Raw genomic sequence first — 23,228 nt, forward strand, 5'->3', positions numbered from 1 at the left:
CGCTCAGCGACACCGCCTCTCAGGCGGGCGCCTGCTCTAATTGAAGCATAACAACATCCCGGATGGCTTCGCCCAGGAGCGGGTTTTCCCCGATCGGCGGTGCCAGTCGTATCCGGGCTCCGTGGGTTTTCTCCAGCTCGGCGATCATGGCCGGAACGTCTTTGCGCAGGTGGCGGCCGGCCGCCAGGAACAGTGGTACGATGACCACGTCTTTGTTGCCCCGGCTAACGGCCTCTCCAATAACGGTATCCATGGAAGGCTCGGCCAGTTCCATATAGGCGATGTGGGCATTGTCGATTGAGTTCAGTGTCGGTTCCGCGAGTTTCTCGAAGGTCTCACACCAACGCTTGTCACTGCTTCCATGGGCCAACAGAATGATGCAGGGGCTGTTCATTACCTCTCCCGGGGTTCACGTGTGGTAGTCAGTTTGGCGGGAGCGGTCGTACATTTCGCCCCCGGCCGAGTCACGGAGTGATGTTCCTAAATTAACAGGGTGACGCAGAATGTTCGATTGGAAAGAAATTCTGGATTTCTGGTTCGGTGAACTGGATGAGAACGGCTTGCCGGATGCGGAACACCGCAACCGGTGGTTTCGCTCGGATCGCCGGTTTGATCAGGAAATCCGGCGCCGCTTCCTGTCCATGGTGCTGTTCGCATCGGAGCAGGGTCTTGATCATTGGCGCAAGGAGGCCGGCGGCGTGCTGGCGGAAATCATTCTGCTTGATCAGTTCTCACGCAATATTTTCCGGGGTGCTGCCATGGCGTTCGATCAGGATCGCCAGGCACGCAAGCTCTGCCGCCAGGCCATGCAGAAGGGGCAGGACATGATGCTGCCTCCGGTCCAGAGAGCCTTCCTGTACATGCCCTTGCAGCATTCCGAACGCCTGGAAGATCAGGATGACTCGGTGGAATGTTACGAGCAACTCGCCCGATCCACACAGGGCCTGGTTGCTGACTTCATGGGCAGTTTTTTGCAGTCCGCCCGGGATCACCGGGACATCATCGCGCGATATGGACGCTTTCCCCACAGGAACCGTGCCCTATCCCGGACCTCGACACCGGATGAACTGGACTATCTCGACGGTGGCCGGAGCTTTGGGCAGTAAAGGCATCCGGATGCCCTGGGCAGGGTGCGCCCGAGTACGGCGTTTCCGTTAAATTTTTGTATAAAAATCGTACATTCGGAAGGCGTTGGCAATTTTGCCTGATAAAATGCGCGACACTGAATTTCGGAAAGGCGGTAGGCTTCGCTACCGTCCCCGTGCGCATCTTATCGAGGACAGTTGATGAAAAACATTCGGCGTTTCGTGCCGGCAACGGTGGCTCTGTACCTGGGGCTCATCTGGTCAGCGTCGGCATTTTCGGCTTCTCTCGACGAACAGTTACTGGCCCGGATGGGGCAATCCGCACCAAAGATCGATAAACAGGTTCTGAAAACAGCCTTCAGTGCCTCCCGCTGCGCGGTTTCCAATGGTGTGGACATGCCAGACCGGCTGGCGGTGATTGACTTCTCGCTGCCCTCAACGGAGGAGCGACTTTGGATTTTTGACCTGAAAACCGGAAAACTGCTGCTCCGGGACCTCGTGGCCCATGGCAAGAATTCTGGTAACCTGGAGTCAACCGAGTTTTCCAACGTGGAAGGCAGTCATCAATCGAGCATCGGGTTGTTCCGTGCCAGCGAGAGCTACTACGGGAAGCACGGTTACTCGCTGCGTCTGGATGGCCTCGAGCCCGGTATCAACGATCTTGCCCGGCAGCGCGCCATTGTTATTCACGGTGCCGACTACGTGAATGAAGACTGGATCAACAAGTACGGTCGCATTGGTCGCAGCCATGGATGCCCCGCTGTGGACAATCAGGTTATCCGCAAGGTTGTCGACAACCTGAAAGGAGGGCAGTTGGTGTTCAAATACTTCCCCGACCAGCAGTGGCTCCACAGTTCCGGTTTCCTCAAGTGTGACAACCGGACACTGGCAGGAAAAAACCTGAAAAAAAGTGGTTGACGGCTTCGACTGGATCCGTAGAATACGCCTCCGTTGTCGGTAACAGCCGATCAGCATTGCGGGAATAGCTCAGTTGGTAGAGCACAACCTTGCCAAGGTTGGGGTCGCGAGTTCGAATCTCGTTTCCCGCTCCAGAATTCCAGAACCCGGCCCTGAAAAGGCCCGGGTTTTTTCGTTTCTGGACCCCTCGAACTCGGTTACCGAAGCGTCGGTCGGGTATACTCTCCGGCCGGAGTATCCCGTTTCATTCGCCCGGTGGAGGTCCGCCTGCCATGAAGGTTCACTCGCTCTTCGTTTACCCGGTCAAAGCCCTCTCGGGCGTCGAAGTCCCTGCGTTTGCAATGGACGATTTCGGCCCCGAGCAGGACAGGCGCTGGATGATCGTCGATGAGGATCGGCGGTTTGTCACCCAGCGTGAGCACCCGGAGCTGGCCCGGATCACAACGTCGCTGGAGAACGGGCAGGTGAGGGTGGAGATTCCCGGAGAGGGTGCATATCCCCTGGTGCAAACAGCGGAAGAATTGCGCGTTCTGGTCTGGCGGGACTGGGTCAAAGCCGTGATTGGCGAACCGCAGGCCAATGAAGCCCTGAGCCGGTTCTGCGGCAAACCGGTACGCTTTGTGTTCATGCCGGACAGCAGTTTCCGACGCGTGGACGCGGGTCGTGTTGAGGCGTATCGCCGCGTCGGCTTCGCCGATGGTTTTCCATTTCTGATAACCAGTACATCGTCCCTGGATGAGCTGAATGGCCGGCTGGATACACCGGTGGAAATGCGCCGGTTCCGTCCTAACATCGTGATTGAAGGGGCGCAACCGTGGGACGAGGACGGCTGGCAGGCGTTGACCATTGCTGAGCAGGTTTTCAGTATTGTGAAGCCCTGTTCCCGTTGCGTGGTCACTACGGTGGACCCGGAGTCAGGGATCAAAGACCCTGCGGTTCAGCCTCTTCGAACACTCTCTCGCTATCGCCGAACCGCCGATGGCGTCATCTTCGGGCAGAATGCCATTCACGAATCGACGGGCAGGATTCGCGTGGGCGATCCCGTCACTGTCAAACGATCGGAGTAGAAACAAAGGTGCCACTCTTAACTCTGGATGCTGTGTCGCTGGCCTATGGAATGCATCCGCTGCTGGACGACGCGTCGCTGGTCATCGAGGCAGGCGAGCGGGTCTGTCTGCTCGGGCGCAACGGTGAGGGTAAATCCACCCTGCTGAAGATTGTCAGTGGAGAGGTGGTGCCCGATGGCGGAGTCGTGCGGCTCGAGGACGGTGCCGTTCTGGCGGTGTTGCCTCAGAATCTGCCCACCAATGATTCCAGAACTGCCTATGAAGTTGTCGCTGGGGCGTTTCCGGAGACCGGCGAGCTGCTGGCCGAGTTCCATCAGCTGTCACAGGAGGCAGACGAAGCCGGACTCGATCGACTGATGAAAGTCCAGGAGCGTCTGGAAGCCCTGGATGGCTGGCGCCTGGACCAGAAGGTGACCACCATCCTGGGCCAGTACGGTGTAGACGCTGACCGACGGCTGAACACTCTGTCCGGCGGCTGGCAGCGACGGGTCCTGCTGGCCCGGGCGCTGGTCGCCGATCCCGATATTCTGTTGCTGGATGAGCCCACGAACCATCTGGATGTGCCAGCCATCGCGTGGCTCGAGGAGGCTCTCGGGCAGTTTCGGGGCGCCATGTTGTTTGTCAGCCACGACCGGGCCTTTATCCGCAGTATGGCCACACGCATCGTCGAGCTGGACCGGGGTAAACTGGTGAGCTTTGCTGCCACTTACGATCGCTACCTTGAGCTCAAAGAGAAGGCTCTGGAGGAAGAGGAGCGTCAGAATGCGCTGTTCGACAAGCGTCTGAAGCAGGAAGAGGCCTGGATTCGACAGGGTATCAAGGCCCGGCGGACTCGCAATATGGGGCGCGTGCGAGCACTCAAGGCCATGCGCGAGGAACATCGGCAGCGCCGAAACCGGGGCGGTACCGCCAGTTTCGCAGTAGAAGAAGCAGCCCGCTCCGGAAAGCTGGTGGTGGAGACCCGGGACGCCGGATTCCATTATCCGGACGGAACTCCGGTGATCCGCGACATGAATCTCACCATTCTGCGTGGCGACAAGATTGGCCTGGTCGGAGAGAACGGCACTGGCAAAACCACCCTGGTTCGGCTACTGCTGGGAGGACTGAAACCCACTGAGGGCTCGGTGCGCCTGGGCACCAATCTGCAGGTGGCCTATTTCGACCAGCTCCGGGGTGAGTTGGATCTGGAACGAAACGCCCTTGATAACCTCTCGGAAGGGCGGGAATACATCGATATCAATGGCCAGAGCAAACATGTGCTGGGCTATCTCCAGGAATTCCTGTTCACGCCTGAGCGGGCACGTTCGCCGGTTCGGGTGTTCTCGGGCGGGGAACGGGCAAGGCTCCTGCTTGCCAAACTGTTCAGTAAACCTGCCAATATTCTGGTGCTTGATGAGCCGACCAACGATCTCGACGTAGAAACTCTTGAGCTGCTTGAAGAGCAGCTTGCGGAATTTTCCGGAACCGTGATCGTGATCAGCCACGACCGGGAATTTCTTGATAATGTAGTCACCGAAACCATCTTCCTGGACGGCTCCGGTCGGGTCCGGGAGTTTGTTGGCGGCTATACTGACTGGCGTCGACAGGGCGGCAGGTTTCCCTCGGAAGCGGGTGGCAACCGACCTGACAAGCAGGACAAGGCGCCCAGGGCGGAGAAAGTCAATACCAGTCAACAGGGTGGGGCATCCGAAAAGGCCGCCGGTGGTTCCGTTAAGGAAAGCAAGGCCCGGCCAGCCAAACTCAGTTATAAACTGAAGCTGGAACTGGAGCAGCTGCCGGGCCAGATTGAGGCCCTTGAGCAGGAAGTCGCCAGCCTGCAGCAGACAATATCATCACCAGATTTTTATTCAGGCCCGCCGAATGAAGTCTCGGCCACTCTGGAGCAGTTGACGGAAACGGAGAGCCGTCTGGAGAAGGTCATCGAGCGGTGGATGGAGCTGGAAGAACAGGCAAACCAATGAACGTGAATTACAGTTTCAGTTTTAACGACGGCCGCGCCGTTGAATTCAAGGTCACCGATCAGCCTTCCACCCGGACCGGCAGCCTGCCGGCGTGGACCCGGCTGGAGCACTGTCAGTGCAGCAATTGTCCGCTCAAGGCATCGGAATCACCGCATTGTCCCGCGGCCACTGAAATTCTTCCGGTGGTGGAAGCATTCCAGGCCGAGGACGCATATCAGAAGGTGGCCGTGAAAGTCACCGATGACCGACGCAGCTATGCCAAGGAAACGTCCCTCGAGGAGGCGCTTCGCTCGCTGCTCGGTCTCAAGATGGCCACCAGCGGATGCCCTGTGCTGTCGGAGCTCAAGCCCATGGCTGTTCACCACCTGCCGTTTGCCAGCAGCGATGAGTTCATCATGCGCAGTGTGTCCCATTATCTGCTCCAGCAGTATTTTGCCAAGCGTAACCATCAGACGCCCGACTGGGAACTGAAGGGGCTTGTGGAGCGTAATCAGAGGCTACAGCTGGTAAACCAGGCGCTTTGGCAGCGAATTCATTCGGTCTGCAAGGGGGACAGCAACCTCAAGGCGCTGCTGAATTTCTTCTCCATGGCCTCAAGCGTCAGTTTTTCCCTGGAGAGCCAGCTGCGAAAGCTGGAAGCCAAAATGAAGGGGGAGGGCAGCTGAGCCAGCTCAGCGAGGTGGCAGCCCGGGGTGAGGGACTCCCGGGCTGATGCTACAGACTGGCCAGGCTATCAGTGAATGCGCACCGCAAGCACATCGCATTCGGTGCCGTGCAACACTCCATTTGCGGTCGATCCCAGCAGCAACTGGAAGCCTTTTCTCCCATGGCTGCCGACAATCACCAGATCAACCTCCTGCTCTTTGGCCAACCGATGGATTTCCGATTCGGGGCGCCCCACAGTCACCACCTGATTTTCCTTCGCAACGCCGTACTGGTCGCCATAGGCGCTCAGTTGCTCCCGCGCGGCCTTGTCAAGCTGGTCCTGCAGTTCGGTCAGGTCCATCGGGATATCGCCGCCGTAGGCGTAGCCAACAGGCTCAACCACGTGTACCAGCATCAAGTCAGCACCATGGGCTTCACAGACGGCCTTGGCCTTGTCGAGAACCTGTGGGGCTTCTTCCGTAAGATCAATGGCAACAAGCATTTTCTTGTAGGCAGACATCGTATCGCTCCTTCGTACACGGGCTTTTGTCTTGAGGATAGTACCTTAACTCTAATCAGAAAAGCCGGGCACCGACCTGACAGGCATCAATAATCCGGTGAAAAGGCAGTTGCGATGAGGGGGTTGGCCCGCCGCTGCAAAGGCGGGCCATAGGATGGATCAGAAAGGGTCAGGCGTTGCCCTTCAGCAGCTGGATTGTGGTGGCCAGTCCCTCGAGGATGCCTTTCGAGTACCTGTCGATCACGAAGCCAACGTTGTTTTCGTTGTAGTTGATATATGAACCCCGGATGAACTGCCACTTGGAGGTGATGTCGTCGAGGGTGGCCTTGAGCTCCGGCGAGCTCTCGCCCTGGGCAACGGACGCCAGGAGTTTGTCGAGCTCTCGGGCCTGTTCATCCAGCGGCACTTCGAGATCGGAGCCCTGGAACGTCTGCGCCACGGAAGAGTTCGTCCGCACCGAGTACTTCGCCATCATCTGGGCCATTTTGACCGCGGCGGAGCGCGCTGCCTCAACCCGCGGGCTGGTCTCGGTCTGCGAGCTTTCCTGGGCAATGCGGTAAAGCTCGGTGGCCTTTTCGTTCATGGTCAGGGCCTGGTTGGCCATGTCGGATACCAGGCGGAGATCCGGGTAGCCCCGATTGCGGACATCGTTGATGTTGTCGCGCATGAGATTCTTGAACTTGTCGAACTCCTGATTCAGGGAGCTCAGTTCCTCGTCAGACAGCGCGGTGGAGTCGCTGCCGGTGAGATAGTTCATGGCATCGTTGGCCGCGTTTATGCCCTGGACGATTTCGTTGAGGGTGTCGGTGTCGCCGGTGCCGCTGAATCGATAGTAGGCGTCCAGCGCCATGTAATTGCTGACGCGGAAACTGTGCAGGTTGGAGAGAAATCCGTCGGCGCCTTCCTGGGCCTGGGCGCTCATGGATGTCACTACCAGCAAAACGAGTGCGGTGATCAGCGATCGGACCCGCAGGTAAGCGTCTTTCATCGGATGGGGCTCCGTAATACGGTTTTATTATTGTGGACCAAAGTCGTAGGTCGAAGGTAAAGTAACTCCGACAGCCAATCAAGCAGTTTTGGCGCCGCCGGCTCAGGCAAATGTAAAGAACTATTAAATTTGCGTGATGAAGTTCCGGTTTTCTCTCAGCACTGGCCCGCAGTGCCCTGAAATATAACAAATCCGCATCAGATTCTTCGGCTGCCCCTGGTTTTTCGGGGACTTTTGCAGCCCTTCCGAAAGAAACAAATTGACAAACGCGCTGTTTTTTTTCATCGTGTGCCCTCACGATTCAAACGACTGTATGAATTTTGGATCGAATGATCGGGCAGTGACCGAAATCTCGCTGCACAAGCAGCCGGCTCAAAGGTATTGGCGCCGGTTGTCAGCAGTTCCAAACACAGACTGGAGATCAGTTGATGATTTACGAAGGTAAAGCCATCACGGTTAAAGAGATCGAAGGCGGGATCGCACAGTTGAACTTCGACTTGCAGGGCGAGTCAGTCAACAAGTTCAACCGTCTCACCATCGAAGAGCTGGGCGCAGCGGCTGAAGCGCTCAAAGCCCAGAAGAATCTGAAGGGTCTGGTCGTCACCAGCTCCAAGGACAGCTTCATTGTCGGTGCCGATATCACCGAGTTCACCGAGCTGTTTGCCGGTTCCGAGGAAGACCTCGTTGCCAACAACCTGCGCGCCAACGAAGTCTTCAATGCCATTGAAGATCTGCCGTTCCCGACCGTAACCGCAATCAACGGCATTGCCCTGGGCGGCGGTTTCGAGATGTGCCTGGCCACGGACTACCGTGTTATGGCGCCCAAGGCCAAGGTTGGTCTGCCGGAAGTGAAGCTGGGTATCTTCCCGGGCTTCGGCGGTACCGTGCGTCTGTCGCGCCTGGTGGGTGTGGACAACGCGGTTGAGTGGATCTCCGGCGGTGCTGAAAACCGTGCCGATGCAGCCCTCAAGACCGGCGCCGTGGATGCCGTGGTCGATAATGGCAAGCTGGTTGAGTCTGCTGTTGCTATCATCAATCAGTGCAACGACGGCAAGCTGGATTATCAGGCCCGTCGCGAAGAGAAGAAAGGCAAGATCAAGCTCAATGCCATGGAAAGCATGATGGCGTTCGAGATTTCCAAGGCGTTCGTGGCCGGCAAGGCTGGCAAGAACTACCCGGCGCCGGTGGAAGCCATCAAGACCATGCAGAAGCATGCGGGCATGACCCGCGACAAGGCCCTGGAAGTAGAGGCCAAGGGCTTCGCCAAGATGGCCAAGACCAACGTGGCTGCCTGTCTGGTCGGTCTGTTCCTGAACGACCAGGCCCTCAAGAAGAAAGCCAGTGCCTGGGGTAAGGAAGCGTCTGACGTGAACCTGGCGGCCGTTCTCGGCGCGGGCATCATGGGCGGTGGTGTGGCCTTCCAGTCTGCACTGAAAGGCACCCCGATCATCATGAAGGACATCAATCAGGACGGCATCAAGCTGGGCCTGAATGAGGCCAAGAAGCTGCTGTCCAAGCGTGTTGCCAAGGGCAAGATGGACGCTGGCCAGATGGGCGACGTGCTCAACAACATCACGCCGACCCTGAACTACGGCGACTTCAAGAACGTCGATCTGGTGGTTGAAGCGGTTGTTGAAAACCCGAAGGTGAAGGACGCGGTACTGCGCGAAACCGAAGATGCGGTTCGCGAGGACACCATCCTGACCTCCAACACCTCCACCATCTCCATCAACCTTCTGGCCCAGAACCTGAAGCGTCCGGAGAACTTCTGCGGCATGCACTTCTTCAACCCGGTGCACATGATGCCTCTGGTTGAGGTTATCCGCGGCGAGAAGACCAGCGATCGCGCCATTGCCACCACCGTTGCCTACGCCAAGGCCATGGGCAAGACCCCGATCGTGGTCAACGACTGCCCGGGCTTCCTGGTTAACCGTGTTCTGTTCCCTTACTTCGGCGGTTTTGCAGCACTGGTACGCGACGGTGCCGATTTCCAGAAGATCGACAAGGTCATGGAAAAGTTCGGCTGGCCCATGGGTCCTGCCTACCTGCTGGACGTGGTTGGCATGGACACCGCCAAGCACGCCAACGAGGTGATGGCCGAGGGCTTCCCCGAGCGCATGAAGGCCGACTTCAAGTCTGCCATTGACGTGATGTTCGAGAACAAGCGTTACGGTCAGAAGAACGACAAAGGCTTCTACAAGTACGAAGAAGACAAGAAGGGCAAGCCCAAGAAGGTTGTCGACGAAGAAACCTACCAGCTCATCGAGCCGGTGGTTAACGGCAAGAAGGACTTCGAGGAAGACGAGATTATCGCCCGTATGATGATCCCGCTTTGCCTGGAAACCGTTCGCTGCCTGGAAGACAACATTGTTGAAGATCCGGCCGATGCAGACATGGGCCTGATCTACGGTATCGGTTTCCCTCCGTTCCGTGGTGGTGCTCTGCGCTACATCGACGACATGGGCGTCGACAAGTTCGTCGAACTGGCAGACAAGTATGCAGATCTTGGTCCTCTGTACGCACCGACCGAGAAGCTGCGTGAAATGGCCAAGACTGGCAAGAAGTTCTTTGGCTAACCCTTACGAGATTTCCGAACGGAGAAAGATCTATGAGCCTTAATCCGAGAGACGTTGTCGTCGTCGATTGCGTGCGGACTCCGATGGGTCGTGCCAAAAACGGCTGTTTCCGCAACGTACGCGCCGAGACCCTGTCGGCCGCGCTGATTGAAGCACTGTTTGAGCGCAACCCTAAGCTCGACCCGAAAGAAGTGGAAGATGTGATCTGGGGCTGTGTGAACCAGACCAAGGAGCAGGGCTTTAACGTGGCCCGGCAGATTTCCCTGCTGACCCGTATTCCTCACGAGTCTGCGGCCCAGACCGTCAACCGTCTGTGCGGTTCCGCCATGAGCGCGATCCACACCGCGGCCCAGGCCATCATGACCGGCAACGGCGACGTGTTCTTCGTGGGTGGTGTCGAGCACATGGGTCACGTACCCATGACCGAAGGCTTCGACCACAACCCGGCTGCGTCCAAATACTCCGCCAAGGCCTCCAACATGATGGGCCTGACCGCGGAAATGCTGGCCAAGATGCACGGCATTACCCGTGAGCAGCAGGACGAGTTCGGTGCCCGGTCTCACCGCCTGGCACATGAAGCGACCGTTGAAGGTCGCTTCAAGAACGAAATCGTGCCGATCGAAGGTCACGACGAGAACGGCTTTGTGAAGCTGATCGAAGAGGACGAGACCATTCGCCCGGAAACCACCGCGGAGTCGCTGTCCCAGCTGCGTCCGGCGTTTGATCCGAAAAACGGCACGGTTACCGCGGGTACCTCCTCGCAGCTGACCGACGGCGCTGCAGCCATGGTGCTGATGTCCGCCGAGCGTGCCGAAGCCCTGGGCCTGAAGCCGATTGCCAAGATCCGCAGCATGGCGGTTGCCGGCTGTGATCCCGCGATCATGGGCTACGGTCCGGTGCCGGCCACCAAGAAGGCGCTCAAGCGTGCAGGCCTGAAAGTCGAAGACATCGACTTCTGGGAACTGAACGAAGCCTTCGCAGGCCAGTCGCTGCCGGTTCTGAAGGACCTGAAGCTGCTGGGCGTTATGGAAGAGAAGGTAAACCTGAACGGCGGTGCGATTGCCCTGGGCCATCCGCTGGGCTGTTCCGGCGCCCGGATCTCCACAACCCTGCTGAACGTGATGCAGGCCAAAGGCGGTAAGCTTGGTGTCTCCACCATGTGTATCGGCCTCGGCCAGGGCATTGCCACCGTGTGGGAACGCCTCTGATCGGCCCTGCTGATCTGCAAGCGAATGCAAGGCCCGGCGTATGCCGGGCCTTGTTGTTTATGGCTCTGGAAAATGCGACCGGCCGCAGAAAAAGGCGGGCCATTAACAAAGAATGGGTTGTCTTGCCTATCTTGACCCTGTAAAACAGTGAGCCTATACAGAATGGCAGCCTCTGTGGTTTCCAGTTGCCTGATTTTTATGCGAGTTTACGGTTCTGGTCAGAAAACAACCGAATGATCGCCAAGGATACAGATCTCCGATATGGGTAAAAGTCTCGTTATTGTCGAGTCGCCAGCGAAAGCGAAGACCATCAACAAATACCTGGGCTCCGATTACATAGTTAAGTCCAGTGTTGGCCACATCCGTGACCTGCCGGTGAGCGGGAGCGGCAGCCAGTCTGATCCCAAGGAGCGGGCAAAGCAGGCAGCCGCCACCCGTAAGATGAGTCCCGAAGAGAAGGCCGCGCACAAGAAGCGCAAGGCGCGGGAGCAGCTGGTTGCCCGTATGGGGGTAGATCCCGACCGGGATTGGAGCGCCCGCTACGAAATTCTGCCCGGCAAGGAAAAGGTGGTCAGCGAACTGAAGCGCCTGGCCAAGTCGGCAGATCACATCTATCTGGCAACGGATTTGGACCGTGAAGGGGAGGCCATTGCCTGGCACCTCCAGCAAACCATTGGTGGCGAGGCGGACAAATACCGACGTGTGGTGTTCAACGAGATCACCAAGCGCGCCATTCAGGAAGCCTTCAAGGACCCCGGCAATCTCGACAACAACCGGGTGAACGCCCAGCAGGCCCGCCGATTCCTGGACCGGGTTGTTGGCTATATGGTATCGCCGCTGCTGTGGGCCAAGATTGCTCGCGGGCTCTCTGCTGGCCGGGTACAGTCCGTGGCCGTGCGTCTGATCGTCGAACGTGAGCGGGAAATCCGCAAGTTCGTCCCGGAAGAGTTCTGGCAGTTGCACGCTGATTTGCTGTCCGGCAAGGCCGACCAGCCGGTTCGCTTCGAGGTAACCCGCCACGGCGACAAAGCCTACCGCCCGGTCAACGAACAGCAAAGCACCGAACACGTTAATCGCCTCAAGGCCGGCACCTTCAAGGTGGCCAAGCGTGAGGACAAGCCCACCCGCTCGCGCCCGTCCGCGCCCTTCATTACTTCAACCCTGCAGCAGGCGGCCAGCAACCGCATGGGCTTCAGCGTGAAGAAGACCATGATGTTGGCACAGCGGCTCTATGAGGCGGGTTTTATAACTTACATGCGTACCGACTCCACCAACCTGAGTCAGGACGCGGTGGCCAGTTGTCGGAGCTTCATCCAGAAACAGTTTGGCGATCGTTACCTGCCCGAGAAGCCCCGTGTCTACGGCAGCAAGGAAGGCGCCCAGGAGGCCCACGAGGCCATCAGGCCCACCGAGGTGAGTCGTCGGCCCTCTGATATCACCGGGCTGGAAAAGGACGCAGAGAAGCTTTACGACCTGATCTGGCGCCAGTTCATTGCCTGCCAGATGTCCGATGCGGAATTCCTGAGCACCTCCATTGTGGTGGCTAATGGCGACTACGAGCTGCGTACCCGGGGTCGGATCATCAAGTTCGAAGGTTTCCTGAAGGCCGCTCCCCAGGCCGCCAAGAAAGACGAGGATGTCGCGCTGCCTGATATCCAGGTGGGCGAGGTTCTCGACCTGAAGAAGCTGGACCCAAGTCAGCACTTCACCAAACCGGCGCCCCGTTATACCGAGGCCAGCCTGGTCAAGGAGCTCGAGAAGCAGGGTATTGGCCGGCCCTCCACCTACGCCTCGATCATTTCCACCATTCAGGACCGTGGCTATGTTCGTCTGCAGAACCGCCGTTTTTATGCGGAGAAGATGGGCGAGATAGTTACCGAGCGTCTGTCGGAGTCTTTCCCGAACCTGATGGATTTCGATTTCACGGCGAGGATGGAAGACGAGCTCGATGAGATCGCCGAGGGCGACGTTGACTGGAAAAAGGTGCTGAACGACTTTTACGGCCGTTTCCGACAGCAGCTGGAGAAGGCGGAGAGTCCGGAAGAAGGGGGGATGCGCGCCAATACCCCCACGGAAACCGATATTCCGTGTCCTACCTGTAGCCGAAACATGCAGATTCGGGTGGCCAGCACAGGCGTGTTCCTCGGCTGTTCCGGATATTCCCTGCCGCCGAAAGAACGCTGCAAGACCACCATCAACCTGGTGTCCGGTGACGAGGTGGTCAGTGCCGACGACGACGTGGAAGGCGAGGGCGAGACCCGGCTATTGCGGAAGAAACGTCGCTGCCCCAAGTGCGGTACGGCCATGGACAGCTACCTGGTGGACGAGACCCGCAAGCTTCATGTCTGTGGTAACAACCCGGACTGTTCCGGTTATGAAGTGGAGAAGGGCACCTTCCGGATCAAGGGCTACGACGGCCCCACACTGGAATGCGACAAATGCGGTTCCGAGATGCAGTTGAAAACCGGCCGTTTCGGCAAGTACTTCGGCTGTACCAACGCCGAGTGCAAGAACACCCGTAAGCTGCTGAAAAACGGTGAACCTGCGCCGCCCAAGATGGATCCGGTGCCCATGCCGGAGCTGCAGTGCCAGAAGGTGGACGACACCTACGTGCTCCGGGATGGCGCCTCAGGGCTGTTCCTGGCGGCCAGCAAGTTTCCCAAGAACCGTGAGACCCGTCCGCCCCTGGTGATGGAGATCAAACCCCATCGCAAGGAAATCGACCCGAAATACGATTACCTGATGGATGCTCCGGAGCGGGATCCTGAAGGCAATCCCACGGTGATCCGTTACAGCCGCAAGACCAAGGAACAGTACGTGATGTCGGAGAAGGACGGCAAAGCGACAGGCTGGTCGGCGTGGTATGTGAACGGGAAGTGGCAGCCGAAAGAGAAGTAGCGCGACTCCTCAATTCCCCCTCTCCCCCGGCCCCTCTCCCGCGGAGGGGAAAGGGTGCTCTAAGGTTCAGGTTTCAAGTTCCGCAGTAGCCCCTCTCCCTTGGCGGGAGAGGGGTTGGGGAGAGGGGGGCGTTACCACCATTCTCTCCTAGCGAAACTTCCGCAGCCGCTGTATCAGCGACGACGTATCCCATCGATTCCCACCCATGGACTGCACGTCCGCGTAAAACTGGTCCACGAGGGCCGTCACCGGCAGCGAGGCATTGATCTTCCGGGCCTCATCCAGGCAAAAACCCAGATCCTTACGCATCCAGTCCACCGCAAAGCCGTGATTGAACTCGCCGGCAATCATGGTTCCCGAACGGTTTTCCATCTGCCAGGACTGGGCAGCGCCCTTGGAAATCACTTCCACCACCTTTTCCACATCCATGCCTGCCTGTTCGGCGAAGTGGAGGGCCTCTGACAGCCCCTGAACCAGGCCGGCAATGGCAATCTGGTTCACCATCTTGGTTTTCTGTCCGCTACCCACGGGGCCCATCAGCGTGACCGCCCGGCCATAGTTGTCCATCACCGGCTTGGCTTTGGCAAACGCCGACTCGGGACCGCCGCACATCACAGTGAGCTTGCCGTTTTCAGCCCCTTGCTGGCCACCCGACACGGGGGCATCGATAAAGGCCTGGTTGCGTTCTGCGGCCGCCGCAGACAGACATTCCGCAATGCCGGCGGAGGCCGTGGTGTGGTCAATCAGGATGGCACCTTCCGGGGCCTTGGCAATGATGCCGTCGTCACCCTGAAACACCTCGACGAGATCCTTGTCTGCGCCCACGCAGGTCATGACAAATTCCGCACCCTGAACGGCCTCGGCGATGGTTTTGCAGGCCGTACCCTGGTATTCGTTGGCCCATTGTTCGGCCTTTGAGGCGGTGCGGTTCCATACGCGCACCTCGTAGCCCGCCTTCGCCAGGTGGCCCGCCATCGGGTAGCCCATAACGCCGAGGCCAATGAAGGATACTGTCGTTGTCATAGTGATCTCCGCCTGCTGTAAGTTGCTGATTATGATTGGTTGTGAACAGGATCGTATAACAGGAAACAGGCAAGAGCATACCGCAGATCCGGCGCTCGTGCTTTTTCGATTGATGATCAGGCGCCGAAAAAAGAAAAGGCCGCTGGTCTCAGCGGCCTTTTCTGTTCAACCGGGTGTGCCGTTAAGGCAATCAGCTCTTCGGGTAGTCCCGCTTGTCTGAACCGGTGTACAGCTGGCGCGGACGCCCGATGCGGTAGTTGCCGCTGACCATTTCGTTCCAATGGGAGAACCAGCCAATGGTGCGGGCCATCGCGAAGATGACTGTGAACATGGAGGTCGGGATGCCGATCGCCTTGAGGATGATGCCTGAGTAGAAGTCGACGTTCGGGTACAGCTTGCGCTCCACGAAATATTCGTCTTCCAGGGCGATCTTCTCCAGGCGCTGGGCGATCTTGAGCAGCGGATCGTTTTCCAGGCCCAGTTCCTGCAGCACTTCGTGGGCAGTCTCGCGCATCACCTTGGCACGCGGATCGAAGTTCTTGTAAACGCGGTGACCAAAGCCCATCAGACGGAACGGGTCGTCCTTGTCCTTGGCCTTGGCGATGAACTTCTCGATATTGGCTTCGTCGCCGATTTCCGCGAGCATGTCCAGAACGGCTTCGTTGGCGCCGCCGTGTGCCGGGCCCCAGAGGGCGGCAATGCCAGAGGCGATACACGCGTACGGGTTGGCGCCGGTGGAGCCAGCCAGGCGTACGGTGGAGGTAGACGCATTCTGCTCGTGATCCGCGTGCAGAATGAAGATCTTGTCCATGGCCTTGGCCAGGATCGGGTTCGGCTTGTACTCCTCGCAGGGCACGCCAAACATCATCTGCAGGAAGTTCTCTGAGTAGGACAGGTCATTGCGAGGATACATGAACGGCTGACCCAGGCTGTACTTGTAACACCAGGCCGCAATGGTCGGCATCTTGGCGATCAGGCGATGCGCCGTGATCTGGCGCTGGGTTTCGTCGGTTACGTCCATCTGGTCGTGGTAGAACGCAGACAGGGCACCCACCACGCCGCACATGATGGCCATCGGGTGCGCATCACGGCGGAAGCCGTTGAAGAAATTGCGCATCTGGTCATGCAGCATGGTGTGGTTTTTAATGGTTTCGTGGAACTTGCGGTTTTCCTCGGCGCTAGGCAGCTCGCCGTTCAGCAGCAGATAACAGACTTCGAGGTAGTCGGAGTGGTCGGCCAGCTGGTCAATAGGGTAGCCGCGGTGAAGGAGAACGCCGTTTGCGCCGTCGATGTAGGTGATGGCTGATTCGCAGGCGGCCGTGGAAACGAATCCCGGATCGTAGGTGAATACGCCTTCCTGGACCAGGCCTCGTACGTCAATAACGTCAGGGCCGACGGTGCCGGAATAGATCGGTAGCTCAATGGACTTTTCCCCCACCGAGAGCGTGGCTTTCCTGTCGGTCATGGTGCTCTCCTATTTATCAGCTTTGACAGCTTTATCTACATGGTTATAGATGCGCATAAAGTCTGGGCCGTTCCCGCTGCGCAGACTTATGGAAGGCGCGTATTATCGCAAAACTGGCGGCAAAATATAGGGCGTTGGCTTTTTTTGTCAATGGAAGGGGCGGGAAAAGTCAGAATTTGACATTGGCTGTAAATGAGGGATATCACCAATAACGCACCCTGCGGGTATCAAAAGGGTTTGTCAATCATCCTTATAGCTGGCTTAACCCTCTGAAATACCCGGCCCGTGCGGCCTTGCAGGTTTGTAATTGCTTAGCCTACTCCTTATAATCCGTAGCCCGGAAATAGGGGGAACGCCCGGACTCAACCTGTCTATAGCGGGTTTCCGGTAAGCCTTGCACCCTTCCGAGCCAATCATGCGTCGGTCCTGTGTCGTCGTACTGATCCTTACATACCAACCATCCGCACCCGGTTTTCCGGTCCCGCGGAACCAAGAGAGAGTGTGAGAGCGCTGTGAATAGCAAACGACCAGTAAATCTCGATCTCGGCAAGTTTCATTTTCCGCTGCCAGCCATTACGTCCATATTGCACCGTATCAGCGGCATCATCATTTTTGTTGGTGTTGCGTTCCTGCTTTACGGGCTTCAGCTTTCCCTTTCCGGGGAAGAGGGCTTCAGCCGTGTGAGTGAACTGCTGGACAGCTTCCTTGCCAAGCTGATTATCTGGGGCATCTTGTCTGCTCTGCTTTACCACCTGGTGGCCGGTATCAAGCACCTGTTAATGGATATGGGCATCGGTGAAGAGCTCGAGAGCGGCCGCCTCGCCTCCAAGATCACGATTGTGGTTTCCGTCATTCTCATCGTTCTGGCAGGAGTCTGGGTATGGTAAACAGCGTCACGAACCTGGGTCGCAGCGGTGTCTACGACTGGCTGATCCAGCGGGTAACGGCCTACGTACTTGCTTTGTATACAATTTTTCTTCTTGGTTTTCTGTTGACCTCGGACGTCAACTACGACACCTGGAATGCTTTGTTCAACCAGACCTGGTTCCGCATCTTCACCCTCATGGCACTGCTTTCCATTGGCGCTCACGCCTGGGTGGGGCTCTGGACGGTAACCACTGACTACATCAAGGCCATGGGTCCGAGGTTCGTCGTTCAGGCGGCGTGTGGGCTGACCATGTTCGTCTATGTGGTCTGGGGCATTCAGATTCTTTGGGGGCTTTAATCGATGGCAAATATCAAGACCATGTCCTTTGACGCGATCGTGATCGGCGGCGGCGGTGCCGGTATGCGTGCTGCCCTCCAGTTGACCGAGTCTGGCGTTAATACTGCTTGTATCACCAAGGTTTTCCCAACGCGCTCTCACACCGTTTCCGCCCAGGGCGGTATCACCTGCGCGATTGCCAGTGCCGACCCGAACGATGACTGGCGCTGGCACATGTATGACACCGTCAAGGGGTCGGATTACATTGGTGACCAGGACGCCATCGAGTACATGTGTTCCGTTGGTCCGCAAGCCGTGTTCGAGCTGGAGCATATGGGTCTGCCGTTCTCCCGTACCGAGCAGGGCCGCATCTACCAGCGCCCGTTTGGTGGTCAGTCCAAGGATTACGGTAAGGGTGGTCAGGCTGCCCGTACCTGTGCTGCTGCCGACCGTACCGGTCACGCGCTGCTGCACACCCTGTACCAGGCCAACCTCAAGGGCGGCACCACCTTCCTGAACGAGTGGTACGCGGTGGATCTGGTGAAGAACAGCAAAGACGAAGTAGTCGGTGTTGTCGCCATCGAGATCGAAACCGGCGAAGTCGCCTACATCAAGTCAAAGGCGACCGTCCTGGCCACCGGTGGTGCTGGCCGGATCTACGCCTCCACCACCAACGCCCTGATCAACACCGGCGACGGTATCGGCATGGCCCTGCGTGCCGGCTTCCCGGTACAGGACATGGAAATGTGGCAGTTCCACCCGACCGGTATCCACGGTGCGGGCACCCTGGTGACCGAAGGCTGTCGGGGTGAGGGCGGTTACCTGATCAACTCCGAGGGTGAGCGCTTCATGGAGCGCTACGCGCCGAACGCCAAGGACCTCGCTGGCCGCGACGTGGTTGCACGTTCCATGGTGATCGAGATCCTCGAGGGTCGTGGTTGTGGTCCGGACAAGGATCACGTACTGCTGAAGCTGGATCACCTTGGCGAGGAAACCCTGAATCTGCGTCTGCCCGGTATCTGTGAGCTGTCGCGCACCTTTGCGCACGTGGATCCGGTAAAAGAGCCGATCCCGGTTGTGCCGACCTGCCACTACATGATGGGCGGTATTCCCACCAACGTGGGTGGCCAGGCCCTGACCCAGGATGAAAACGGCAACGACAAGCCGATTCCCGGCCTGTTCGCCTGTGGCGAAGCTGCCTGCGTATCGGTACACGGTGCCAACCGCCTGGGCGGCAACTCGCTGCTCGACCTGGTGGTATTCGGCCGCGCGGCCGGTCTGCACATCGAGGAGCAGCTGCGTGGTGGCTTCGAGGTAGACGGCGCCAGCGAAGACGACATCAAGCGTGCCATGGCGCGTCTTGACCGTCTCAACAGTGCCTCTGAAGGTGAAAGCGTTGCCGAGGTCCGCAAGGATCTCCAGAACTGCATGCAGCTGTACTTCGGCGTTTTCCGTGACGGCAAGAGCATGGAAGAGGGCCTCAAGAAGCTGGAAGCCATTGGTGAGCGCGTTCGCAAGACCAAGCTGGCTGACACCAGCAGCGCCTTCAACACGGCGCGGATTGAAGCGCTGGAGCTTGATAACCTGTACGAAGTGGCCCTGGCCACTGCTGTGTCCGCCTTCGAACGCAAGGAAAGTCGCGGCGCTCACGCCCGTAACGACTTTACCGAGCGTGACGATGAAAACTGGCTGAAGCACTCCATGTACTTCCCGCTCGACAAGCGTGTTGGCAAGCGTGATGTAAACTTCGCGCCGAAGACCGTGGACAAGTTTGAACCGAAGATTCGGACTTACTAAGGGGGACGCCGAAAATGTTAGTAAGCCTTTATCGTTACAACCCGGAAACCGACAACGCGCCCTATATGCAGGACGTGGACCTGGAGCTTCCGGAAGGCAAGGACCTGATGGTTCTGGATGTCCTGAACCTGATCAAGGAGCGCGATCCTTCCATGGCCTACCGCCGTTCCTGTCGTGAAGGCGTGTGTGGGTCCGACGGCATGAACATGAACGGCAAGAACGGCCTGGCGTGCATCACGCCGGTGTCGCAGGTTGTGAAGAACAACAAGCTGGTTCTGCGTCCTCTGCCGGGCCTGCCGGTCATCCGTGACTTGGTGGTCGACATGAGCCTCTTCTACAAGCAGTACGAGAAGGTCATGCCGTACCTCGTCAACGACAAGCCGGCACCGGCCATCGAGCGGCTGCAGTCGCCCGAGGACCGGGAAAAGCTTGACGGCCTGTACGAGTGCATCCTGTGCGCCTGTTGCTCTACCTCCTGCCCGTCATTCTGGTGGAATCCGGACAAGTTTGTGGGGCCTGCCGGCCTGCTGCAGGCTTACCGGTTCCTCGCGGACAGCCGCGATACCGCCCAGGAAGAGCGTCTGGCCAGCCTGGACGACCCGTTCAGCGTGTTCCGCTGCCGGGGCATCATGAACTGTGTCAGTGTCTGCCCGAAAGGCCTGAACCCCACAAGGGCTATCGGCCACATCCGGAATCTTCTGCTGCAACGGGCTACTTGAGCAGCAGGATTGACGACAGACGCTATACTGTTCTGACCAGAGTTGTACCCGGAAGGCCCCGCAAATTGCGGGGTCTTCAACGAAAGGCTTATAGTCAAAAGTCTTACCCGGGTGCACACTACGCAAGCCGTGGCGGGAACTTATAAAGTTTTCACCCAGTTTGCTGAGCACAAAAAACCACCGGGGAAAGGAAAACATCCAATGTCGGGTGTGGTGGCCAAAGTCGATCCCGTAAAAACCCGTATTGACTGAGATATACCCCTGGCCGACCATATCTGGCTCCCCGCACCAGCCCAAGGTGAGCTATTCAAGATGCACGAAAGCATAATGGAGCAGTTATGGCAGACTTCCCACCTGCAGGGTGGAAATCTGGCCTATGTTGAACAGCTTTTCGAAACCTATCTGACCGACCCGAACGCCGTACCTGAAGAGTGGCGCAGCTATTTCGACAAACTCCCCAGTGTCGATGGCTACCACGGCCGCGATATTGTCCACTCTTCCATCCGCGAACAATTCGAACACATCTCCCGCAACCAACGTTTCCTCGCCAGCGGCGTCCCTGCCAGCGTCACCTCCGACGCGGATAAAAAGCAGATTCGCGTTCTCCAGCTGATCAACGCGTACCGTTTCCGCGGGCATCAGGAAGCGAAGCTGGATCCGCTGGGTGTCTGGCAGCGTCCGCAGGTTGAAGATCTGGATCCGTCGTTCCACGAGCTTTCGTCCTCCGATAACGACCTCGAATTCCAGACCGGGTCGCTGAATTTCGGCTCCGAGACCATGAAGCTCGGAGACATCGTTTCGGGCCTTCGTCAGACCTATTGCGAGAGCATCGGCGCTGAATACATGCACGTGGTGGATACCCGCATCAAGCGCTGGTTCCAGCAGCGCATGGAGCCCGTGCGTTCGCGCCCCGAGTACGAGCCTGCCACCCGCAAGCACATCCTTGAGCGACTGACTGCCGCTGAAGGTCTCGAGAAATACCTCGGCTCCCGTTACCCGGGTGTCAAGCGGTTTGGCCTGGAAGGGGGCGAGAGCCTGATCCCGTGTCTGGACGAGCTGATCCAGCGGGCGGGTTCCTATGGCGCGAAAGAAATCGTTCTGGGCATGGCGCACCGTGGCCGACTGAACGTGCTGGTCAACACCCTTGGCAAAAACCCCCGGGAGCTCTTCGACGAGTTTGAAGGCAAGAAACTGGCGGATTCCGGCTCCGGTGACGTGAAATACCACCAGGGCTTCTCGTCCAACGTGATGACCCCGGGCGGAGAAGTGCATCTGGCCATGGCGTTCAACCCCTCTCACCTGGAGATCGTGTCGCCGGTGGTCGAGGGCTCGGTTCGCGCCCGTCAGACCCGCCGTAACGACGAGGACGGCAGCAAGGTGGTGCCGATCATCATGCACGGTGACGCGGCCTTTGCCGGTCAGGGCGTGGTGATGGAAACCTTCCAGATGTCCCAGACCAGGGGCTTCGGTGTGGGCGGTACCATCCATATCGTGATCAACAACCAGGTCGGCTTTACCACCAGCAAGCAGGAAGATGCCCGGTCTACCGAGTACTGCACCGATGTGGCAAAGATGGTTCAGGCGCCGATTCTGCACGTGAACGCCGACGATCCGGAAGCGGTGATGTTCGTGACCCAGATGGCCATGGATTACCGCAACGAGTTCAAGAACGACGTGGTGATCGATCTGGTCTGCTACCGTCGTCGTGGTCACAACGAGGCGGACGAGCCGGCGGCAACCCAGCCGGTCATGTACGACAAGATTCGCAAGCTCAAGACCACCCGCAACCTGTACGTGGATCAGTTGGTTGAAGCCGGTGTGATCACCGAGGAAGAAGCCAAGCAGATGGAGAACGACTACCGTGACGCGCTCGACAACGGCGATCATGTGGTCAAGTCCCTGGTCAAGGAGCCCAACAAGGAACTCTACGTTGACTGGACTCCCTACCTGGGTCACGAATGGACGGCCAAGTGCAAGTCCAGCGTGGCACTGAAGACTATCCAGAAGCTCGGTAAAAAGCTGACCTCGGTTCCAGAAGGGTTCAGTATCCAGCGCCAGGTTGCGAAGATTGTCTCTGACCGCGAGAAGATGACCGCCGGCGCCCTGCCCATTAACTGGGGCTACGGTGAAGTGATGGCCTACGCCACACTGCTCAACGAGGGTCACCCGATCCGGATTACCGGCCAGGACGTGGGCCGTGGCACCTTCTCCCATCGCCACGCAGTACTGCACAACCAGAAGGACGGTTCCACCCACATCGCCGTGGAGCAGATTGCCGACGACCAGCCGAAGTTCGAGATCTACGACTCGCTGCTCTCGGAAGAAGCGGTCATGGCCTTTGAGTATGGCTACGCAACGACCTCTCCGAGCGGTCTGGTGGTCTGGGAAGCCCAGTTTGGTGACTTTGCCAACGGCGCCCAGGTGGTCATCGACCAGTTCCTGACCAGTGGCGAACACAAGTGGGGCCGCCTGTGCGGGCTGACCCTGCTGCTGCCGCATGGCTACGAAGGGCAGGGCCCGGAGCACAGTTCCGCGCGTCTCGAGCGGTTCCTGCAGCTGTGTGCGGAACACAACATTCAGGTCTGCGTGCCCACCACGCCGTCCCAGGTGTTCCACATGCTCCGTCGTCAGGTCAAACGCCCGCTGCGCAAGCCGCTGGTGGCAATCACGCCCAAGAGCCTGTTGCGGCACAAGGAAGCCACGTCTGATCTGGACGATCTGACCACTGGCACCTTCAAGACCGTTTTGCCAGAGAAAGAGCCGTCGGATCCCAAGAAGGTCACCCGCCTGATCCTGTGCTCTGGCAAGGTGTACTTTGATCTCCTGGAAAAGAAAAAGTCCGATGAACGCGACGACGTTGCGATCGTCCGGATCGAGCAGCTGTACCCGTTCCCGGCCGACGATCTGGATGAGCTTCTGAGCCACTACTCCAAGCTCAAGCACGTGGTCTGGTGCCAGGAAGAGCCGATGAACCAGGGTGCCTGGTACTGCAGTCAGCATCATATGCGCAACGCACTGCATCGCCTGAATCCCAAGCTGTACCTTCAGTACGCCGGTCGTGACGCTTCTGCTGCTCCCGCCTGTGGCCATATGTCGGTCCACATTGAAGAGCAGAAGAAACTGGTTAACGACGCGTTTGAAATTTGACGAGCTA

Annotated in this window: 18 protein-coding genes and 1 tRNA gene; 14 read left to right on the forward strand and 5 right to left on the reverse strand. The window is 58.3% G+C overall.

Annotated features, from left to right (window positions below):
• Nucleotides 1-19: 19 nt before the first annotated feature.
• A complete protein-coding gene (locus tag AC0J1C_RS07890; RefSeq protein WP_473046337.1) occupies nucleotides 20-394 on the reverse strand; it encodes a sirohydrochlorin chelatase in 375 nt (124 codons plus the stop codon).
• Nucleotides 395-503: 109 nt separating this feature from the next.
• Between AC0J1C_RS07890 and AC0J1C_RS07895 the strand changes: the two genes are divergently transcribed.
• The 6 genes from AC0J1C_RS07895 (at nucleotide 504) to AC0J1C_RS07920 (ending at nucleotide 5,696) form a co-directional block, all read left to right on the forward strand.
• The gene (locus AC0J1C_RS07895; RefSeq protein WP_375191352.1) at nucleotides 504-1,106 is read left to right on the forward strand and encodes a DUF924 family protein; all 603 of its coding nucleotides are present in this window, start codon (nucleotides 504-506) and stop codon (nucleotides 1,104-1,106) included.
• 180 nt (nucleotides 1,107-1,286) lie between these two features.
• Nucleotides 1,287-2,003, forward strand: a complete 717-nt coding sequence (locus tag AC0J1C_RS07900) for a murein L,D-transpeptidase catalytic domain family protein (protein ID WP_375191351.1) — start codon at nucleotides 1,287-1,289, stop codon at nucleotides 2,001-2,003.
• Between the two features lie 58 nt (nucleotides 2,004-2,061).
• Nucleotides 2,062-2,137 (forward strand) — tRNA-Gly (locus tag AC0J1C_RS07905).
• Between the two features lie 138 nt (nucleotides 2,138-2,275).
• Nucleotides 2,276-3,070, forward strand: coding sequence for an MOSC domain-containing protein (locus AC0J1C_RS07910; protein ID WP_473046338.1), 795 nt, complete (start codon nucleotides 2,276-2,278; stop codon nucleotides 3,068-3,070).
• A gap of 8 nt (nucleotides 3,071-3,078) precedes the next feature.
• Nucleotides 3,079-5,031, forward strand: a complete 1,953-nt coding sequence (locus AC0J1C_RS07915) for an ATP-binding cassette domain-containing protein (protein WP_473046339.1) — start codon at nucleotides 3,079-3,081, stop codon at nucleotides 5,029-5,031.
• On the forward strand, nucleotides 5,028-5,696 hold the full coding sequence (locus AC0J1C_RS07920) for a DUF6901 family protein (protein WP_375191348.1): 669 nt from the start codon (nucleotides 5,028-5,030) through the stop codon (nucleotides 5,694-5,696). The genes AC0J1C_RS07915 and AC0J1C_RS07920 overlap by 4 nt, the downstream gene beginning before the upstream one ends.
• A gap of 68 nt (nucleotides 5,697-5,764) precedes the next feature.
• Here AC0J1C_RS07920 and AC0J1C_RS07925 read toward each other — a convergent pair whose 3' ends face one another.
• Together AC0J1C_RS07925 and AC0J1C_RS07930 are read right to left on the reverse strand one after the other, a co-directional pair.
• Nucleotides 5,765-6,196, reverse strand: coding sequence for a universal stress protein (locus tag AC0J1C_RS07925; RefSeq protein WP_091984937.1), 432 nt, complete (start codon nucleotides 6,194-6,196; stop codon nucleotides 5,765-5,767).
• Between the two features lie 169 nt (nucleotides 6,197-6,365).
• Entirely contained in the window at nucleotides 6,366-7,184 is an 819-nt protein-coding gene (locus AC0J1C_RS07930; RefSeq protein ID WP_375191347.1) for a hypothetical protein, read from the reverse strand.
• Nucleotides 7,185-7,612: 428 nt separating this feature from the next.
• On the opposite strand from AC0J1C_RS07930, the gene fadB reads away from it, so the two are divergent.
• The 3 genes from fadB to topA all read left to right on the forward strand — a co-directional run bounded on the left by fadB (nucleotide 7,613) and on the right by topA (nucleotide 13,866).
• A complete protein-coding gene (gene fadB, locus AC0J1C_RS07935; RefSeq protein ID WP_473046340.1) occupies nucleotides 7,613-9,760 on the forward strand; it encodes a fatty acid oxidation complex subunit alpha FadB in 2,148 nt (715 codons plus the stop codon).
• A 32-nt stretch (nucleotides 9,761-9,792) separates the two neighbouring features.
• On the forward strand, nucleotides 9,793-10,968 hold the full coding sequence (fadA, locus tag AC0J1C_RS07940) for an acetyl-CoA C-acyltransferase FadA (RefSeq protein WP_091984945.1): 1,176 nt from the start codon (nucleotides 9,793-9,795) through the stop codon (nucleotides 10,966-10,968).
• A gap of 261 nt (nucleotides 10,969-11,229) precedes the next feature.
• A complete protein-coding gene (gene topA, locus AC0J1C_RS07945) occupies nucleotides 11,230-13,866 on the forward strand; it encodes a type I DNA topoisomerase (protein ID WP_473046341.1) in 2,637 nt (878 codons plus the stop codon).
• 147 nt (nucleotides 13,867-14,013) lie between these two features.
• On the opposite strand, the gene AC0J1C_RS07950 is transcribed toward topA, so the two are convergent.
• Entirely contained in the window at nucleotides 14,014-14,889 is an 876-nt protein-coding gene (locus tag AC0J1C_RS07950; RefSeq protein ID WP_473046342.1) for an NAD(P)-dependent oxidoreductase, read from the reverse strand.
• Nucleotides 14,890-15,079: 190 nt separating this feature from the next.
• A complete protein-coding gene (gene gltA / locus AC0J1C_RS07955) occupies nucleotides 15,080-16,354 on the reverse strand; it encodes a citrate synthase (protein ID WP_375191344.1) in 1,275 nt (424 codons plus the stop codon).
• A 512-nt stretch (nucleotides 16,355-16,866) separates the two neighbouring features.
• Between gltA and sdhC the strand changes: the two genes are divergently transcribed.
• The 5 genes from sdhC to AC0J1C_RS07980 all read left to right on the forward strand — a co-directional run bounded on the left by sdhC (nucleotide 16,867) and on the right by AC0J1C_RS07980 (nucleotide 23,221).
• Nucleotides 16,867-17,241, forward strand: a complete 375-nt coding sequence (gene sdhC / locus AC0J1C_RS07960) for a succinate dehydrogenase, cytochrome b556 subunit (protein WP_375191343.1) — start codon at nucleotides 16,867-16,869, stop codon at nucleotides 17,239-17,241.
• Nucleotides 17,235-17,579 carry a succinate dehydrogenase, hydrophobic membrane anchor protein gene (gene sdhD, locus AC0J1C_RS07965; protein WP_091984961.1) on the forward strand — a complete coding sequence of 115 codons (345 nt, stop codon included), beginning with the start codon at nucleotides 17,235-17,237 and terminating at the stop codon, nucleotides 17,577-17,579. The genes sdhC and sdhD overlap by 7 nt, the downstream gene beginning before the upstream one ends.
• Before the next feature lie 3 nt (nucleotides 17,580-17,582).
• Entirely contained in the window at nucleotides 17,583-19,355 is a 1,773-nt protein-coding gene (gene sdhA, locus AC0J1C_RS07970; protein WP_473046343.1) for a succinate dehydrogenase flavoprotein subunit, read from the forward strand.
• A gap of 14 nt (nucleotides 19,356-19,369) precedes the next feature.
• Nucleotides 19,370-20,074: a succinate dehydrogenase iron-sulfur subunit gene (locus tag AC0J1C_RS07975; protein ID WP_473046344.1), complete on the forward strand. Its 705-nt coding sequence runs from the start codon at nucleotides 19,370-19,372 to the stop codon at nucleotides 20,072-20,074.
• A gap of 312 nt (nucleotides 20,075-20,386) precedes the next feature.
• On the forward strand, nucleotides 20,387-23,221 hold the full coding sequence (locus AC0J1C_RS07980; RefSeq protein WP_473046345.1) for a 2-oxoglutarate dehydrogenase E1 component: 2,835 nt from the start codon (nucleotides 20,387-20,389) through the stop codon (nucleotides 23,219-23,221).
• Nucleotides 23,222-23,228: the final 7 nt, after the last annotated feature.

The organism is Marinobacter sp. E2 (assembly GCF_055755345.1).